Source organism: Parahoeflea halophila, from assembly GCF_900220985.1.
Classification (GTDB): Bacteria; Pseudomonadota; Alphaproteobacteria; order Rhizobiales; family Rhizobiaceae; genus Hoeflea; species Hoeflea halophila.
This window is the reverse complement of record NZ_OCPC01000007.1, coordinates 1-16,180: the sequence shown is the minus strand read 5'-3', so window position 1 is coordinate 16,180 and position 16,180 is coordinate 1. Positions and strand designations below refer to the sequence as shown.

General features: G+C 62.1%; 15 protein-coding genes. 14 read left to right on the top strand and 1 reads right to left on the bottom strand.

The window, feature by feature from the left end; translation table 11 throughout:
- Nucleotides 1-31: 31 nt before the first annotated feature.
- From CRO46_RS19115 to CRO46_RS19050, 14 genes are all read left to right on the top strand, one after another.
- Nucleotides 32-931 (top strand): LysR family transcriptional regulator, encoded by a 900-nt coding sequence (locus tag CRO46_RS19115; protein WP_097109416.1) that lies wholly within the window; start codon nt 32-34, stop codon nt 929-931.
- Between the two features lie 318 nt (nt 932-1,249).
- Nucleotides 1,250-2,128, top strand: coding sequence for a GntR family transcriptional regulator (locus CRO46_RS19110; RefSeq protein WP_097109415.1), 879 nt, complete (start codon nt 1,250-1,252; stop codon nt 2,126-2,128).
- A gap of 34 nt (nt 2,129-2,162) precedes the next feature.
- Nucleotides 2,163-3,407, top strand: coding sequence for an ABC transporter substrate-binding protein (locus tag CRO46_RS19105; protein WP_097109414.1), 1,245 nt, complete (start codon nt 2,163-2,165; stop codon nt 3,405-3,407).
- A 72-nt stretch (nt 3,408-3,479) separates the two neighbouring features.
- The gene (locus tag CRO46_RS19100) at nt 3,480-4,352 is read left to right on the top strand and encodes a branched-chain amino acid ABC transporter permease (RefSeq protein WP_097109413.1); all 873 of its coding nucleotides are present in this window, start codon (nt 3,480-3,482) and stop codon (nt 4,350-4,352) included.
- Nucleotides 4,349-5,341 carry a branched-chain amino acid ABC transporter permease gene (locus CRO46_RS19095; protein WP_097109412.1) on the top strand — a complete coding sequence of 331 codons (993 nt, stop codon included), beginning with the start codon at nt 4,349-4,351 and terminating at the stop codon, nt 5,339-5,341. The genes CRO46_RS19100 and CRO46_RS19095 overlap by 4 nt, the downstream gene beginning before the upstream one ends.
- Nucleotides 5,334-6,083, top strand: a complete 750-nt coding sequence (locus CRO46_RS19090) for an ABC transporter ATP-binding protein (RefSeq protein ID WP_097109411.1) — start codon at nt 5,334-5,336, stop codon at nt 6,081-6,083. Before CRO46_RS19095 ends, CRO46_RS19090 begins: the two co-directional genes overlap by 8 nt.
- Nucleotides 6,076-6,780 carry an ABC transporter ATP-binding protein gene (locus CRO46_RS19085; protein WP_097109410.1) on the top strand — a complete coding sequence of 235 codons (705 nt, stop codon included), beginning with the start codon at nt 6,076-6,078 and terminating at the stop codon, nt 6,778-6,780. Before CRO46_RS19090 ends, CRO46_RS19085 begins: the two co-directional genes overlap by 8 nt.
- The gene (locus CRO46_RS19080; RefSeq protein ID WP_097109488.1) at nt 6,780-8,060 is read left to right on the top strand and encodes a 3-isopropylmalate dehydratase large subunit; all 1,281 of its coding nucleotides are present in this window, start codon (nt 6,780-6,782) and stop codon (nt 8,058-8,060) included. Before CRO46_RS19085 ends, CRO46_RS19080 begins: the two co-directional genes overlap by 1 nt.
- A complete protein-coding gene (locus tag CRO46_RS19075; RefSeq protein ID WP_097109409.1) occupies nt 8,057-8,563 on the top strand; it encodes a LeuD/DmdB family oxidoreductase small subunit in 507 nt (168 codons plus the stop codon). Before CRO46_RS19080 ends, CRO46_RS19075 begins: the two co-directional genes overlap by 4 nt.
- A complete protein-coding gene (locus CRO46_RS19070; protein ID WP_097109408.1) occupies nt 8,560-9,429 on the top strand; it encodes an isocitrate lyase/PEP mutase family protein in 870 nt (289 codons plus the stop codon). Before CRO46_RS19075 ends, CRO46_RS19070 begins: the two co-directional genes overlap by 4 nt.
- Nucleotides 9,426-11,162 carry a hydantoinase B/oxoprolinase family protein gene (locus CRO46_RS19065; protein ID WP_097109407.1) on the top strand — a complete coding sequence of 579 codons (1,737 nt, stop codon included), beginning with the start codon at nt 9,426-9,428 and terminating at the stop codon, nt 11,160-11,162. Before CRO46_RS19070 ends, CRO46_RS19065 begins: the two co-directional genes overlap by 4 nt.
- A complete protein-coding gene (locus CRO46_RS19060) occupies nt 11,159-13,210 on the top strand; it encodes a hydantoinase/oxoprolinase family protein (RefSeq protein WP_097109406.1) in 2,052 nt (683 codons plus the stop codon). The genes CRO46_RS19065 and CRO46_RS19060 overlap by 4 nt, the downstream gene beginning before the upstream one ends.
- A gap of 3 nt (nt 13,211-13,213) precedes the next feature.
- Nucleotides 13,214-13,828 carry a cysteine hydrolase family protein gene (locus tag CRO46_RS19055; RefSeq protein WP_097109405.1) on the top strand — a complete coding sequence of 205 codons (615 nt, stop codon included), beginning with the start codon at nt 13,214-13,216 and terminating at the stop codon, nt 13,826-13,828.
- A gap of 1 nt (nt 13,829) precedes the next feature.
- The gene (locus CRO46_RS19050; RefSeq protein ID WP_244577969.1) at nt 13,830-15,248 is read left to right on the top strand and encodes an FAD-dependent oxidoreductase; all 1,419 of its coding nucleotides are present in this window, start codon (nt 13,830-13,832) and stop codon (nt 15,246-15,248) included.
- 48 nt (nt 15,249-15,296) lie between these two features.
- On the opposite strand, the gene CRO46_RS19045 is transcribed toward CRO46_RS19050, so the two are convergent.
- Nucleotides 15,297-15,725, bottom strand: a complete 429-nt coding sequence (locus tag CRO46_RS19045; protein WP_097109403.1) for a hypothetical protein — start codon at nt 15,723-15,725, stop codon at nt 15,297-15,299.
- Between the last annotated feature and the right edge of the window lie 455 nt (nt 15,726-16,180).

Genomic DNA, 16,180 nt, shown 5'->3' with positions numbered 1-16,180 from the left:
AATATTATTGCGCATTTCGTAATAATTGCACATGCAGGAGTTATCCCAGATAAGAGCCTTTATTGCGGTCGCCGAGCTTCACAGTTTCGTTGCTGCTGCGCGGCTTCTGTCGATGACGGCGCCCTCGGTGACGCGTGCGGTCAGCGCGCTTGAAGACCGGCTTGGGGTGCAACTGCTTCTCAGGACCACCCGGCAGGTCTCCCTGACTTCTGCCGGGGCTATCTATGCTGCCCGTGTCAAACCCCTGCTGGCGGAGTTCGAAAAGGCCGCGGAAGAAGTGCGCGAAGAGCAGGGGGAGGCGGCCGGGCTGCTTCGGATCAACGCGCCAATGTCGCTGGGCCTGCAGATACTGCCGGATGTGGCGTCGGGGTTCCGGGTGGAGCATCCGGACACCACCTTGTCCTTCAGCCTGACAGACCGGTTTGTCGATGTGGTCTCCGACAAGATCGATCTGGCGATCCGCATCTCCCAGGCGCCCAAGGACAAGTCGACGATCTGGCGCAAGATCTGCCGGGTACGGCGTGTGCTGGTTGCCTCTCCGGGCTATCTGGCGGCCTTTGGCAGCATCGCCACGCCGGAAGATCTGCACGGCCACGCCTGCCTTGCCTATGACGAGGAAGCCGTCAGTGAAACCTGGGAACTCTCCAATGCGGGCCGAAGCCACAAGGTCAGGGCCGGGCAGGCGCTCGCCGGCAACAATGGAGATCTGCTGGCGCGGCTGGTCGAGAACGGAGAGGGCGTGGCGCTGCTGCCGCTTTTCATTGTCGAACCGGCACTCTCCGAAAAGCGGCTGCAGCAGGTTCTGCCGGAGTGGGAGCCAACGCCGTTGTGGCTGACGCTGTACTATCCGCCCTACGAGAAACTGCCGCTCAGGGTGAAGAAATTTTCGGATTTCTTCGAAAACTACGTCACCCGGATCCGTGCGCTCTGAGCAGGACAGCAGACCGGCGGGGAGCGTGGACCATCCGCAGTTTCCGGGAAGGGGCATCCGAGCCAGTGCTGGCAATAACGCTCTCAGAAAGCGGACTTGTGATTTTTCGCATGCGCCCGCCTGGCGCTGGCAAACAACGTGCCATCGAGCCACGGTACGACATATTTGATGGCAACAGGCACATTATCGCGGGTGTCCTGGTGGCCGGTGAGGCCGGATGTAAAATCACCGAAAGCTTAAATATCAGGCGCGATCCGGAATCTGTTGACATAATGGCATATTGACATACCATTAGGTTCGGTTGGATCTGGAGCGGGCATGGACACGACCAAGACGGGCTATTCGGACGAGCTTGAAACAGGCGGTGAGCGGACTTCTGTCCGGCTTGATCCCAATACCCGGGTGCCGCTCTACCACCAGATTTTCCTGATCCTGCGCAATCGCATCTTTGGCGGTGAGGTCCGTTCCGGCGAACTGGTGCCCGGCGAGCAGGAGCTCGCCCTCGAATTCAACGTCTCGCGCATCACTGCCAAGCGGGCCCTCAACGAGCTCGCTGATGCCGGTCTCGTGGTGCGCGAACGGGGCCGGGGCACGCGGGTTATCCACCGTCCGAAGGCGCCGGCTGTGACCTCGTCCATTGACGGGTGGCTGGAAAACATCTCGCTGATGGGCATTGCGACCGAAGCCCGTGTGCTGGAGCTGGATTACGTCCCGGCCAATGAAGACATTGTCCACGCACTGGAGATCGAGCCGGGGACGGAGGTTCAGCATGCCGTGCGCGTTCGTAGCCTGGACGGCGAACCGATGTCCTATCTGGTGACCTATGTTCCCGCCGATATCGGCAGGCAGTTCGGCCGCGAGGACCTCGATGCCAAACCGCTGCTGCTGCTGCTCGAGCTGGCGGGGGTCAATGTGGCATCGGCGCGCCAGACCATATCCGCTTCACTTGCTGATTCGGACGTGGCCAGCGCCCTGTCGGTGCATGCCGGGACACCGCTTATCGAGGTTCGCCGCGTCGTTCGCGACAGTTCGGGCCGGCCAGTCGAATACATCCGGGTTCTTTATCGTCCCGACATCTATCGCTTCGAAATGTCCATGAATCGCGTTCGCGAGAGAGAAGGCATGCGATGGGCGACAGAAACTGCGCCATCGGTCCCGGCCGGCGGTGCTGAAACAAACATAACCGGGGAACACTGAATCGGCCGTGGGTCGATCAAACAGGAGGTGAATGATGGCTGATACGAAGACAACAAAGAGCAATTCCTCAGGGATTCGCCGCCGCGAATTTCTTGCGACGGGTGCTGCGGCACTGGCCGCAGGCGTGACAGGGTTTCCGGCCGTGCTGCGGGCACAGGCCGCTCCGGTCAAGATCGGCCTGATCCATCCGGTTTCGGGCTTCATCGCGTTTTCAGGTTCGCAGTGCCGAGCCGGCGCGGAGATGGCGATTGCCGACATCAATGCCGCCGGTGGCATCAAGTCGATGGGCGGCGCCATGATCGAAGCGATGCTCGCCGACAGCCAGGGCAAGCCGGATATCGGCGCTGCCGAGGTGACCAAGATGGCCGAAGCCGGCGTGCATGGCCTGGTTGCCGGATATTCCTCGGCGATTTCGCTGGCGACATCTCAGGAAGCAGCCAAGACCAACACGCCGCATGTGGTCGATGTCGGGGTGTCCGACTCGATCGTCAACCGGGGGCTGTCGAACACGTTCCGCTTCGGGCCAGGCTACGGCAAGGTCGCGGAAATGGCGGTTACCAATCTCGACACCATCAACAAGGCAGCCGGTTCGCCGGCCAAGACCGCGATGATCGTTCACGAGGAATCGCTCTTCGGAACAGGCACCGCAGAGCTTCTGTCCAAGCAGCTTCCGGGTATCGGAATCGAAGTCGTCGACGTGATCAAGCACGCCAACCCGACGCGTGATTTCACCAACATCGCGCTGCAGATCAAGTCGAAGAAGCCCGACCTGATCATTCCTGCCAACTACTACAATGAATATGTGCTTCTGGCCCGGACCCTGCGGCAGCAGAAGATTGAAGCCAAGGGCATCTATTCGGTGCTTGGGGGAGCTGCGTCGAACCTTCAGTTCGTGGGTGAGTTCCCTGAAGCTGCCGAACTGATCATGGATTGCAATCACTGGTACGATCCGAAGTCGGAGGTCGCGCTTGAACGCCGCAAGGCAGCGGAAGCAGCGGGCCTAGTCTACACCTACGAAGTGTTCCTGGCTTACAATGCGGTTGCCTTCCTGGCCGACGCCATCGAGCGTGCTGGGTCGACAGATCCCGAGGCCATCAATGCCGCGCTGGCGTCCTCGACCTGGGCCAACCACGGCATGCCCTATGGCCCGACCAAAATGGTCAATGGTCAGAACGAGGGCGCGCAGCCGGTCAACACGCAGGTTCAGAAGGGTGAGATCGAAGTGATCTATCCGGAAGAGTTCGCGTCTGCCGAAACCGTCTTTCCGATGACGATGTAGGCTTCCGACCGACGCCGACGGGCCGGACATCGACTGTCCGGCCCGAACTTCCCCTCCGGATCGCGGGCCGCCATGCCAGACAGCGCAATCATCATTCCATCGGTTCTCAACGGGCTGACCACCGGCGGGCTATACGCCCTGGTCGCGCTCGGTCTGACCCTGATCTATGGCGTGTTGCACATCATCAATTTCGCCCATGGGGCGCTGTTGATGCTGGGGTTATACGCCGTCTATTTCCTCAATGTGCAATTCGGCCTGGATCCCTATGCGGCCTTGCTGATCGTGCCGCCGGCGATGTTCGCCCTCGGCTATGCTCTGCAGCGGGGCATTATCGGCCGCGCCAGTCATGGCCGCGACGAGAACATCCTGCTGGTGACGCTGGGGCTCTCGATCATCATCGAAAACCTGTCGCTCTACTTTTTCCGCTCGGACACACGCACCGTTGACACACCCTATTCCTTTGATGTCGTCGAGATCTTCGGGGCCTTTCTGCCCTATCCCAAGGTCGTGGCATTCGTCGGCGCGCTGATGACGGCCGCGCTGTTGTGGCTGCTGATGAGCCGCACCGATCTCGGCCGCGCCATCCGGGCCCTGGCAAAGGAGCGCAAGGGCGCGCAACTGGTCGGCATCAATGCCGATCACGTGTTCGCCATGAGCTTTGGCCTCGGTATTGCCTGCCTCGGCGTCGCTGCGTGCCTGTTGCTGCCGAGCTATTACGTCAATCCTCAGGTTGGCAGCGGTTTCGTGCTGATCGCCTTTACCATCGTGGTGCTTGGCGGCATGGGCTCGTTTGTCGGCGCCCTCATTGGCGGGCTGATCATCGGTGTTGTTGAAGCTCTGGGCGGGTTGTTTCTGGGCGAGAGCCTCGGCCAGATCGGCATCTTCCTGATCTTCATCCTGGTGCTGATTTTCCGGCCGACGGGTCTGTTTGGAGCCAGGGCATGAAGACCGACAGAAAACTGCTGATGCTGATCGCGGTCTTTGGCCTGATCGGGCTCGCGCCGATGCTGATCGCACAGGACTCGCTTCTCAACATCATCATCATGACGCTTTACGCAGCCCTGCTTGGCCAGGCCTGGAACATTCTGGGTGGCTATGGCGGGCAGGTCTCGTTCGGTCATGCGGCCTATTTCGGCACCGGGGCCTATGCGGTGGCAGTGCTGCAGGTGCAGTTCGGCATCAACCCATGGATCGGCCTGGTTGCTGGTGGTATCGCCGCTGCCGCCGTCGGTGCCTTCATCGGGTTCTGTACCTTCCGCTACGGCCTTCGCGGTTCCTATTTCGCGCTGGTAACGCTGGCGTTCGCAGAAGTGCTGCGAATTCTGTCGAACTCGGTGGATTTCACCGGCGCCGGCGTCGGGCTGCTGATCCCGCTCGAACGGAGCGCGGCCAATTTCCAATTCGTGTCCAAGGAAGGCTTCTTCTGGGTGATCTGGATCTTGACGTTTGCCGCCTTTCTTACGGTCTGGAAGATCGGAAACTCGCGCTTCGGGGCGCAGCTGATGGCCGTGCGCGACAATGAGGACGCTGCGCGGGCACTGGGTGTTGATGCGTTCCGGGTGAAGATGGGCGCAATCATGCTGTCAGGCTTTTTCGCCGGTCTCGCCGGAGTGTTCTACGCCCAGTACTTCCTCTATCTCGATCCGCACATCGCCTATGGCGCGGCGATCTCTGTCGAAAGCCTGCTGGTGCCGATCATCGGCGGCATGGGGACGCTGTTTGGCCCCTTGCTCGGGGCGGCCTTCCTGCACGGCCTGTCGGAACTTTCGCGCGCAGTGATCGGCGACGCGCCGGGGATCAGCCTTGTGCTTTACGGCGTGCTGCTCGTCATCATGGTGCTGTTCGTACCGCGTGGCCTTGCAGGTCTGGCTTCGCATCTGCGCAGCGGAAAGCCTGGCCAACCCCGGGCGGAAGAGGGCAAGGGCCATGCTTGAGATCAACGGCATTTGCAAAAGTTTTGGCGGTGTGAAGGCGTCGCAATCGGTAACCATGACGGTGCCGCAAGGCGGCATCACTTCGCTGATCGGCCCCAATGGCGCCGGCAAGACCACGCTGTTCGCGCTGATCACCGGGTTCCACACGCCGGACTCCGGCTCTGTCCGGTTCCTGGGTGAAGACATTACCGGCATGCCGCCGGAAGCGATCGCCACGCGGGGCATGATCCGGACCTTCCAGACCGTCCAGCCCTTCGCCGGACAGACGGTGCGGGAGAACATTGCAGTGGGCGCGCATCTGAAGATTCGCGACCGCGCCGAGGCGCTGGCCAAGGCCGAAGACGTGGCCCGGCAAGTTGGTCTGGGTGACCGGCTGGACATGGATGCGGTGTCGCTGACCGTGGCGGGGCGCAAGCGCCTGGAAGTGGCGCGGGCGCTGGCGACCGACCCGAAGCTGATCCTGTTTGACGAGGTCCTGGCCGGACTGAACCCGTCTGAGATCCGCGATGTGATTCCCGTCATCAACACGATCCGCGATGCCGGCGTGACCATCCTGCTGATCGAGCACGTGATGCAGGCGGTGATGAGCCTGTCGGATTACACCTGGGTCTTGAACCAGGGCGCGATCATCGCGGAGGGGCCGCCGCGGGAGGTTGTCTCGGATCCGCATGTCATTGAAGCCTATCTCGGCAAAGGCATGGCCGAACGCATCGCCGGGCGGGAGGCAACAACCAGTGCTTGAAGTCAGCAATCTGCGCGCCGGTTATGGCGCGGTCGAAGTCCTGCGCGGCATCGATCTTGCCATCGACATGGGCGAGATCGTCACGCTGCTGGGCTCCAATGGCGTCGGGAAGACGACGTTTTCGGCGGTGGTGTCCGGGCTAATGCAGCCCTGGTCGGGTGCGATCACGTTCGAGGGCAAGCCGATTGCCGGGCTTTCGTCGCAGGCGATTGTCGATGAGGGCGTGATCCAGGTGCCGGAAGGCCGGCACGTGTTTCCCAATATGACGGTACGGGAGAATCTCGAACTAGGCAGCTACCGGCGGGGCAAGGGCAACCGGATGCGCAACATCGAGCATGTGGCAGAGATTTTTCCGCGCCTGCGCGAACGGTTTTCGCAGAAGGCCGGCACCCTGTCGGGCGGCGAGCAGCAGATGCTGGCCATTGGCCGCGGCATGATGGCCGAGCCGCGACTGCTCATTCTCGATGAGCCTTCGATCGGCCTGTCTCCCTTGCTGGTCGAGGAAATGTTTTCGCTGATCAAGCAGCTCAACACGGACGGGCTGACAATCCTTCTGGTCGAGCAGAATGTGCTGCAATCGATGGAAATCGCCGACCGGGCCTTCGTCATGGAAAACGGCGAGATCAAACTGTCCGGTATCCCGGGCGATCTGATGGACAATCCCGAGCTGCAGCGCTCCTACCTGGGGCTGGCGTGATGGCATCGACGCTTGCGCAAAAGATCATTGCCCGCGCTGCAGGTCTGGAAACCGCCCGTGTGGGAGAAGTGGTCACGGTGCGAGTGGATCTCGCAATGATCCACGATTCGGGCGGCCCGCGACGGGTGGAGCCGATCCTCAAGGAGCTGGGCGTCGGCCTGTTCGACGCCTCCAGGGTGGTGCTGATTTCAGATCACTTTGTTCCCGGGGACACCGATGAAGGCGCGCGCATCCTCGAACTGACCCGGCAATGGGCCAGGGAGCGGAAGGTCGCGTTTCACGACGGCGAGGGGATCTGCCATGTAGTGCTTCCGGAGCGCGGGCACCTGAAACCTGGTATGCTCGTCGTCGGTGGAGACAGCCATTCGCCGACGGGCGGGGCGTTCGGGGCCTATATGTTCGGCATCGGTGCGACTGAGATGGCGGGTGTTCTGGCCACCGGGGAGATCTGGCTCAAGGTTCCAGGCACGATCCTGATCGAGTGCCAGGGACGGCTGTCGCCGGGCGTGCTCGCCAAGGATATCATGCTGGCATTGTGTGGCCGGCTCGGAATGGACGGCGGACAGTATCAGGCGGTGGAATATACCGGTGAAGCGATTGCGGCGCTGTCGATGCAGGAGCGGATGACTCTGTCGAACATGGCGGCCGAGCTTGGCGGTCAGGCCGGATTGATCGCGCCGGATGAAACGACAGCGGCCTATCTTGAAGGCGTTGGCGGATCAGCCGGCGACTGGCGTGGTCTTGCCACCGATCCGGGTGCCGAGCTTGCCGCGCACCATGTGCTCGATGCCTCCGCATTGGCGCCACAGGTGGCTGCACCGCATTCGCCGGCCAACGCGATGCCGGTCACCGAAGCACCCGAGACGCCATTCGATGTGGCCTATATCGGCGCCTGTACCGGTGCCAAGTACGAAGATCTCAAGGGGGCGGCGGCGATCCTGCGCGGCCACAAACTGGCGCCGGGCGTTGCGCTCAAGATCGCCCCGGCCTCGATGCGCGACCAGCAGCGCGCTGCTAGCGAGGGCATAATGGCGGTCTTAGAGGAAGCGGGCGCGCAGATCCTGCCCAATGCCTGCGGCATCTGCGCCGGTTACGGCCTGGATCGTCTGGGTGAAGACGTCACCTGCGTTTCTTCAACTGCTCGCAATTTCCAGGGCCGGATGGGTGCGGCATCCTCAAAGGTCTGGCTGGCCTCCCCGTTGACGGTGGCGGCGTCTGCCATTGCCGGGCGCATCGCAGATCCGCGTGAGTTTTTGAGAGACGGGGCGGGCACGGCATGAACGGACGGATCTTCCTGCTTGGAGACGATATCGACACGGATCAGCTGGCGCCGGGCCAGTACATGAAAGGGGGGCTCGACATGCTCGCCGCTCATTGCCTGGAATCGGTGCGGCCTGAATTCGCCGAAACCGTGAAGCCCGGCGACGTCATCGTGGCGGGGAAGAATTTCGGCATGGGCTCCTCCCGCGAACAGGCGGCGGAAGCGCTGAAGCATCTCGGCCTTGCCGGCGTGGTCGCGAGATCCTTTGCAGGCATATTCTATCGCAATGCCCTCAATCTCGGACTGCCAGTTCTGGTCACAGATGCTCTTGACGGAATTGCCGATGGCGACGCTGTCGCATTGGACCCGGCGAAGGGCGAGCTGCGGTTGACGGAGAAGAAGCGAACTGTTCGGCTTGAGCCGTTGCCGGACAATCTCAGGCCGATGCTCGCCGATGGCGGGCTGGTGCCGCACTTGAAAAAGCGTTTCGCCGCGGAACGTGCAAAGGAGGCCGGCGCATGAGCCTGAAACAACGGTTGGGCCAGGCGGACATCCTGCTCGCGCCCGGTGTCTATGATGCCCTGACCGGCCTGATCGCCGAGCAGTCCGGCGCCGAGGCGGTCTATCTGTCGGGCGCGTCCATCGCCTATACCCGTTTCGGCCGCCCCGACATCGGGCTGGTCTCCATGAGCGAGGTGGCCGATTGCATCGCGGCGCTGCGTGACCGGATTTCCTTGCCAATTGTCGTTGATGCCGACAACGGCTTCGGCAATGCGCTCAATGTGCAGCGGACGGTGCGGGTTTTCGAACGCATGGGCGCCAATGCGCTGCAGCTCGAAGACCAGACCATGCCCAAGCGTTGCGGTCATCTTGACGGAAAGTCGCTGATCTCAAGAGGCGAAATGGCAGGCAAGATCCGCGCGGCCTGCGATGCACGGCACTCGGAAGAAACCCTGGTGATCGGACGGACGGACGCGATTGCTGTTGAAGGTTTCGATGCGGCCATGGACCGGGCCGAAGCCTATGTCGAGGCGGGCGCCGACATGCTGTTCATCGAGGCGCCGCAGTCGATGGACGAAATCCATCTCATCGTCAAACGCTTTGGCGGCCGGGTGCCGCTGATGGCAAACATGGTCGAGGGCGGCAAGACGCCGATCATCAATGCGACCGGTCTTCAGGAGCTCGGGTTCAGTTTTGTCATTTTCCCGGGCGGGATCGTGCGCGCTATCGCAGCCACGGCGCGGGACTATTACGCAAACCTGCTGTCTTCGGGTTCCAATGAAGCTTTCCGCAACCGCATGTTCGATTTCGCCGGCCTCAACGGCGTCATCGGTACGGCCGATCTGCTTGCAAGCGGCAAGCGTTACGATGGAGACACGCAAGAATGACGATTGATCCGGTCACACTGGCCATCCTAAAGGGCCGGCTGGAACAGATCGCGGACGAGATGGACGCGACGCTGTTCCGCTCTGCGTTCAATCCGATCATTGCCGAGGCGCATGATGCCTCGCACGGGATCTATGACGCCAGGACCGGCGACACGCTGGTGCAAGGCAAGTCCGGCCTGCCGATCTTCGTCGGTGTGATGGCGTTTGCGGTCAAGGCGGTAATCGAAAAGGCTGCAAAACAGGGCGGTGTCAACGAAGGCGATGTCTGGATCTTCAACGATCCCTATGATGGCGGCACGCATCTCTCCGACTTCCGGCTGGTCAAGCCGGTGTTCCGCAATGGAGAAGTGTTCTGCTACCTGGCATCGGTCGGCCACTGGCATGATGTCGGCGGCAATGTGCCGGGCAACTACAATCCGGCGGCGACTGAGTGTTTCCAGGAGGGCATGCTGATCCCGCCGGTCAAGCTCTACGATCGGGGCGAGTTCCGCCAGGACATTGTCGACATCCTGTCGTCGAACTCGCGGCTGCCGCTCTCGCTTTACGGTGATCTCAACGGCCAGATCAATGCGCTTGAGCTTGGCGAAAAGCGCATGAACGCGTTGCTCGAAGAGTATGGCGACGCCAAGGTGGCCGACTGCATGGCCGAGTTGACGGCGCGTGCGGCGCAGATGATGCGGGCGCAGATTTCCAAACTGCCTTCGGGTACGGTCTCGGCGGAAGATTTTCTCGACAATGACGGCATCCATGACGCGCCGCTGAAGATCGCTCTCGACCTCACCATCGACGGCGACAGCATGGTGATGGATTTCTCGCGCTCCTCGCCGGCCTGTGCCGGTCCGGTCAATATCTCGCGGGCGACAGCGATTGCCGCCTGTTATGTGGCGCTCAAGCACATTTTCGGAGATGTGCCGGCCAATGCCGGGGTGCTGGAGCCGGTCGAATTCCGCATCGAAGAAGATTCCCTGCTTTCGGTGAAAGCACCGAAGCCGGTCGGCGGTTATACCGAAACGATCCTGCGGCTGATCGACGTGGTGTTCCAGGCCGTGGCGCAGATCGCGCCCGAGCCGGCAATGGCCTGTGCCTATGGCACCATCAATGCGCTGTCTCTCGCCGGGCACCGGGCCAATGGCCAGCGCTGGGTGATGTTTTCGTTCTTCGGCGGCGGCCATGGCGCGCACGGTGCCGGCGACGGTCTCAACCACGGCAATGCGCCGATCTCCACCGCCACGATCCCGCCGCTCGAGATTCTCGAAGCGGCCTATCCGGTGCGGTTCACGCAATGGGCGTTGCGGCCCGATTCTGGTGGCGCTGGTGAATTCCGCGGCGGCCTTGGCGCTGTCTACGAGATCGAGCTGCTGGAAAAGCAGGCGGATGTCTTCCTGTTCGGTGAGCGCGGCCGGTTCGCACCGCCCGGCGTCGTCGGCGGCGGCGCAGGTGCGCTGAACATATTCCACTACCAACAGGCGGATGGCGAACATGTGCCGCCTATGGCCTCGAAGATCGTAGGGGTCCATATCGATCGCAGCCAGAGACTGCGGCTCGAAACACCGGGTGGCGGCGGCTATGGCCATGCCTTTGAGCGAAACCCCGAAAGCGTCACCCGCGACCTGCGGCTGGGCTACATCACAGCAGAGAGGGCCGAGGCGGATTATGGCGTCGTCATCGGACCGGACGGGTCTGTCGATGAAGCCGCCACACGAGATCTGCGCACCCGGGAGCCTGCTCAATGACGCGTCCAGCTTATGTCATCGGCGTCGACGTCGGCGGCACCTTTACCGATGTCTTCATTCTCGATGAAGCCAGCGGCCAGGTCTCTACCGCGAAGGTGCCTTCTACCCGAGGAGACCAGTCGAAAGGCTTCGTCGAGGGCATTGCCAGCAGGGTCGAGAACTTCGCCGATATTTCCACGGTGGTGCACGGGACGACCGTTGGCACCAATGCGCTGCTTGAGCGCAAGGGCGCCCGCACCGGTATCATCACCACCGACGGGTTTCGTGACGTTTTGGAAATGCGCCGCCGCGACCGGCCCACGACCTGGGGGCTCAAGGGGGCCTTTACTCCGGTGGTGGAACGGCCCGACCGTGTCGAGGTCAGCGAGCGCGTGCTGGCCGATGGTACCGTGGCCGAGCCTGTCGACGTAGCCGAGGTCAAGGCGCAGGCCGAAGCGCTTGCCAAGAGTGGCTGCGAGGCGGTCTGTGTGTTCTTCATCAATGGCTACGCCAACAACGACAACGAGAAGCGCGCCGTTGAGGCGGTGCGCTCCGTCTGGCCCAATGCCTATGTCACAGCCGCCACCGAGATCCTGCCGGAGATTCGCGAATTTGAGCGGCTCTCGACCGCGACGCTGAACGCCTACCTGCAGCCGGTCGTCTCGTCCTATCTCGACAAGCTGGAAAAGGGGCTCGAGGCCAGGGGATTTGGCGGAGACATCCTGATCGTGCAGTCGAATGGCGGTGTGATGTCAATCGACATGGCCAAGAGCTACCCGGTCAGAACCGCGCTTTCAGGCCCGGCCGCGGGCGTTATTGCGGCAACGGCGATTGCCAAGGCTGCGGGCTTTGACAACATCATCACCTGCGACATGGGCGGCACCTCTTTCGACGTGTCGCTGGTTGCCGACAACGAGGCGGCGCTGGCGGCCCAGACGGCCATCGATTTCGGCATGGTGGTGCGCACGCCGATGATCGAGATCACCACCATTGGCGCCGGCGGCGGCTCCATCGCCTCGCTCGACGCCAGCGGTCTATTACAGGTGGGACCGGAATCGGCCGGGTCCGATCCCGGTCCGGCCTGCTACGGGCTTGGCAATGAGCGGCCGACGGTCACCGACGCCAATGTGGTCCTTGGGCGCATCAACCCGGACCGCCCGATCGGCGGCAAACTGGCGCGACTCGACATCGACGCATCGCGGCAGGCGATCGACACGCATCTGGCGAAACCGCTGGGGCTCTCCATCGAACAGGCAGCGGAGGCAATCCTGAAGCTCGCCAATGCCAAGATGGCCGGCGCGATCCGCCTGGTCTCCATTGAGAAGGGCCATGACCCGGCAAAGTTTTCGGCGATGCCCTTCGGCGGCGGCGGCGCGCTTCACACCGGCGCGCTGATCAAAGAGGTCGGTCTTGCCTCGGCTCTGGTTCCGCGCTTTCCAGGTGTTACCTCGGCGCTCGGCTGTGTCGTGGCGGATATGCGCCACGACCGGGTGCAGACGGTCAACCGGCTGCTCGATCAGGTCGATGCGGCGGAACTTGGCGCTGAGATGATCCGCGTTGGAGACGAGACCGAAGCGCTGCTCGAAAACGCAGGCGTCGCTTTTGCCCGCGTGGACCGGGTGGCCGAGCTCGACATGCTCTATCTCGGCCAGACCCATACGGTGAATGTGGCGATCGGGTTTCCGGAAACAGGGCTGACGACGCAAGACATCCGTGACGCTTTCGAGACCGCTTACCGGGAAAGCTACGGCCGGCTGCTCGAAGGCATTCCGATGCGGATCATGAACTACCGGATCGCGGTGATCGGCCGCCGTCCGAAGCTCGACATGGCGGTGTTTGCCCCGGTCGACGGCAAGCCGGCAGAGGATTGCCGGATGGGAACGCGACGGGTGTTTGCGGAGGGCGAATGGCACGAGGCGGCGGTCTATGAACGGCTGCAATTGGCCGTCGGAGCCAATATTGTTGGACCGGCGCTGCTCGAACAGGCCGACACCACGATCTTTGTCGATCCCGGCCTGGATGCCGTGGTCGATGGTTTCGGCAATCTCGTGATCACGCCGGGAGCCTAGACAATGACCGCTCATGCCATCGACCCCAGACGAACGGGCCTGCTGATTGTCGATCTTCAGAACGACTTTGTGCACCCCGATGGTGCTTATGCACGAGGCAACCAGAAAAGTGCCGACATTGCGGCCTTGCCGGACAGGGTGTTGCCGGTCGCCGATGCGCTCCGACAGAAGGGCGGCTGGATCATCTCGACCCAATTCACCCTTGTGCCGGGGAAGGGCGGCGAGCCATTCATTTCGCCGCATCTCAGGCAGATCCGTCCATTCCTGACAAAGGGTGACTTTGCACCCGGCAGTTGGGGGCATTCGCTTGTAGACGAATTGCAGCCGGCGGATCTGTCGGTGGAGAAAGTGGCCTATTCGGCTTTCTACATGACGCGGCTCGAATGGGTGCTGCGCAAGGCCGGTATCGAGACGCTGATGGTCTGCGGCATCGTCACCAATGGTGGCGTCGCCTCCACCGTGCGCGATGCGCATGTGAGGGATTTTTCGACATTCGTGCTCAGCGATGGGTGTGCCGCGTTCTTGACCGAGACCCATGAGCGCGCCATCGCGGACTTGTCGACCGTGGCGAAGACGCTCACCTGCGGTGAGGCGGCGGCCATGTTCTCGGGAGCCTGACGTGAGCGGCGGCCGGATATCGCGGCAGACACCCGACCGCATCGATGCAGAGGCGGATGTTGTCGTCATCGGTGCAGGAGCATGCGGACTGGTTGCGGCGCTCAGGGCAAAAGCCACCGGGGCCGAGGTAATGGTTCTCGAACGGGACGGCTCGCCTTCCGGCTCGACCTCGATGTCGTCGGGTTTCGTGCCGGCGCCGGCGACCCGGTTTCAGCGCGCAATTGACGTTGCGGATGACACGCCGCAGCGTTTCGAAGCCGACATCATGGCTAAGTCCAAGGGCAGGTCGGCTCCGTCCCTGGCCCGGCTTGCGACGCAGACGATAGGGCCGGCTCTCGAATGGCTCGCTGACACACACGGGCTGGAGTGGATCGTGCTCCATGATTTCCTCTATCCCGGCCATTCCCGGCACCGGATGCACGCGGTGCCCGAAAAGACGGGCGCGGCACTGGAGGCGCGGTTGCTGGCTGCGGTCGAGGCGGCGGAGATCCCGATCGTCACCGAGGCCCATGTCACCACCCTTTTTGCAGAAGCCGAAGACAGAATCACAGCTGTCGAAATCACCCGACCGGACGGGGCCACGGAAATGCTTGGTTGTACGGCGCTGGTGCTGGCCTGCAATGGTTTCGGAGGCAATGCCGCGTTGGTGCGCCAGCATATCCCCGAGATTGCCGACGGTCTCTATTACGGCCATCAGGGCAACACCGGCGATGCCCTGGTCTGGGGTGAGACGCTTGGCGCCCGCATCGAGCATCTTTCCGGTTATCAGGGCCATGGCTCGCTCGCGCATCCGCATGGAATCCTGATCTCCTGGGCGCTGATGATGGAGGGCGGCATTCAGGTCAACGCCGACGGGGTGCGTTTCTCCAACGAGCATGGCGGCTATTCGGAACAGGCCGTCAACGTGCTTAAACAGCCAGGGGGAATTGCCTGGAACATCTATGACGCGCGGCTGCATGCTTTTGCCAAGGGTTTTCCCGATTACCGGGAGGCGATGGCGGCCGGTGCGGTGAAAAAGGCGGGGGATGTTCGTGAACTCGGCAGCGTTACCGGCCTCTCCGAAGCGGCACTGGACACAACACTTGGAGAGGTTGCGAGATATCAATCCGGGCAGGCCGCGGATCCGTTTGGCCGGGAATTCACCGGCAAGCCGGCACTTGCCGCGCCGTTATTTGCGGTCAAGGTGACCGGAGCCCTGTTCCACACTCAGGGCGGCCTGATGATCGACGGGGAGGCACGCGTCCTGCGTGAAGACGGCAGCCCGTTCGCCAATCTGTTTGCCGGCGGCGGTGCGGCCTGCGGCGTGTCGGGGCCGGATGTGTCGGGTTATCTTTCCGGCAACGGTTTGTTGACGGCCGTGGGTTTCGGTTTTGTCGCCGGAGACGCTGCCGGAAAGCAGGCTTCCGCCAGCCTCACCTGAAACTGGCGCGAAACCGCTGATTGAGGCGGCTTGTTGCCACTTCGGCTTTCAGCCGTCCGCGCAAGCGTCGGCAACAGTTTCCGAGCCCTCATCCTGGAACTGCATATAGCCGTCATGACGCGGCCGCAGCCATGCGGTCTCGTGGGTCAGGCGCGTGTTCAAACAGGTATCTCCCACCACCTCATAGCTGTTCAAGGGCGACAAGGCCGGTCCGGATGTCGATGAGGTCTCCATGGCTTGTCGCACAGGGACGGCCGAGATTGCGGCAAGGGTGTAGAAACTCATCAGCCCATGTGGAGAACGCAGGGCCCAGATTACGCGGCCGTCGCGTGCCTTGCGGATCACCTCGCTCCAGTGTTCCAGCAGGGATGACAGATCGGCGCGGCGGGCCTGGACCTGGGTTGCGGCATCGATCGGCAAGGTCCACTGGCAGCCATTCAGGAAATAGCACTGGAAGCTGCGGCCGACAGACTTCATGACTGCCGATCCGATCTGATGGCCGGCCCGATGGAAATATCGTGCGCAGACGGGCGCCGTCCACGCAGGGGCCTTCAACCTTTTTCTTGCGGTTTCGAAGCTGATGGCTGCAGAAGCTGTTGAAGGGGGATGCTCGCAGGAAGTCGATCCGGGTTTCAGCATTAAGGTCGATCAAGCCATCGAAACCGGTGCTATCCTGGACAGGGTGTCAGGGGCGGCACCGCCATTGCGATCGCTTTGCCCTCAAATAAGGATAAAATCAGTTTCATTTGATAAAAAACGGGCAGGGTAATCGGTTGAAATGCCGGCTTTCCGGGCTTTCGTAGCGGTGGCGTAAGGAATTTTTCCTTCTGGTCAAAGAAAATTCGATTTTGTTGAAAAAGAGTGTTGACTCATTTGGTGGGGTGCCCCTATAACCCGCTCACACAACGAGGGCGGCGCGCCGCTGGCGCCAA

What these genes read in the sequence shown, in the direction of transcription:
- CRO46_RS19065 (WP_097109407.1), top strand. Translation starts at nt 9,426, where the DNA reads ATGACGATTGATCCGGTCACACTGGCCATCCTAAAGGGCCGGCTGGAA.
- CRO46_RS19045 (WP_097109403.1), bottom strand. Translation starts at nt 15,725, where the DNA reads ATGAAGTCTGTCGGCCGCAGCTTCCAGTGCTATTTCCTGAATGGCTGC.
- CRO46_RS19110 (WP_097109415.1), top strand. Translation starts at nt 1,250, where the DNA reads ATGGACACGACCAAGACGGGCTATTCGGACGAGCTTGAAACAGGCGGT.
- CRO46_RS19090 (WP_097109411.1), top strand. Translation starts at nt 5,334, where the DNA reads ATGCTTGAGATCAACGGCATTTGCAAAAGTTTTGGCGGTGTGAAGGCG.
- CRO46_RS19095 (WP_097109412.1), top strand. Translation starts at nt 4,349, where the DNA reads ATGAAGACCGACAGAAAACTGCTGATGCTGATCGCGGTCTTTGGCCTG.
- CRO46_RS19060 (WP_097109406.1), top strand. Translation starts at nt 11,159, where the DNA reads ATGACGCGTCCAGCTTATGTCATCGGCGTCGACGTCGGCGGCACCTTT.
- CRO46_RS19055 (WP_097109405.1), top strand. Translation starts at nt 13,214, where the DNA reads ATGACCGCTCATGCCATCGACCCCAGACGAACGGGCCTGCTGATTGTC.
- CRO46_RS19100 (WP_097109413.1), top strand. Translation starts at nt 3,480, where the DNA reads ATGCCAGACAGCGCAATCATCATTCCATCGGTTCTCAACGGGCTGACC.
- CRO46_RS19080 (WP_097109488.1), top strand. Translation starts at nt 6,780, where the DNA reads ATGGCATCGACGCTTGCGCAAAAGATCATTGCCCGCGCTGCAGGTCTG.
- CRO46_RS19115 (WP_097109416.1), top strand. Translation starts at nt 32, where the DNA reads ATGCAGGAGTTATCCCAGATAAGAGCCTTTATTGCGGTCGCCGAGCTT.
- CRO46_RS19075 (WP_097109409.1), top strand. Translation starts at nt 8,057, where the DNA reads ATGAACGGACGGATCTTCCTGCTTGGAGACGATATCGACACGGATCAG.
- CRO46_RS19105 (WP_097109414.1), top strand. Translation starts at nt 2,163, where the DNA reads ATGGCTGATACGAAGACAACAAAGAGCAATTCCTCAGGGATTCGCCGC.
- CRO46_RS19070 (WP_097109408.1), top strand. Translation starts at nt 8,560, where the DNA reads ATGAGCCTGAAACAACGGTTGGGCCAGGCGGACATCCTGCTCGCGCCC.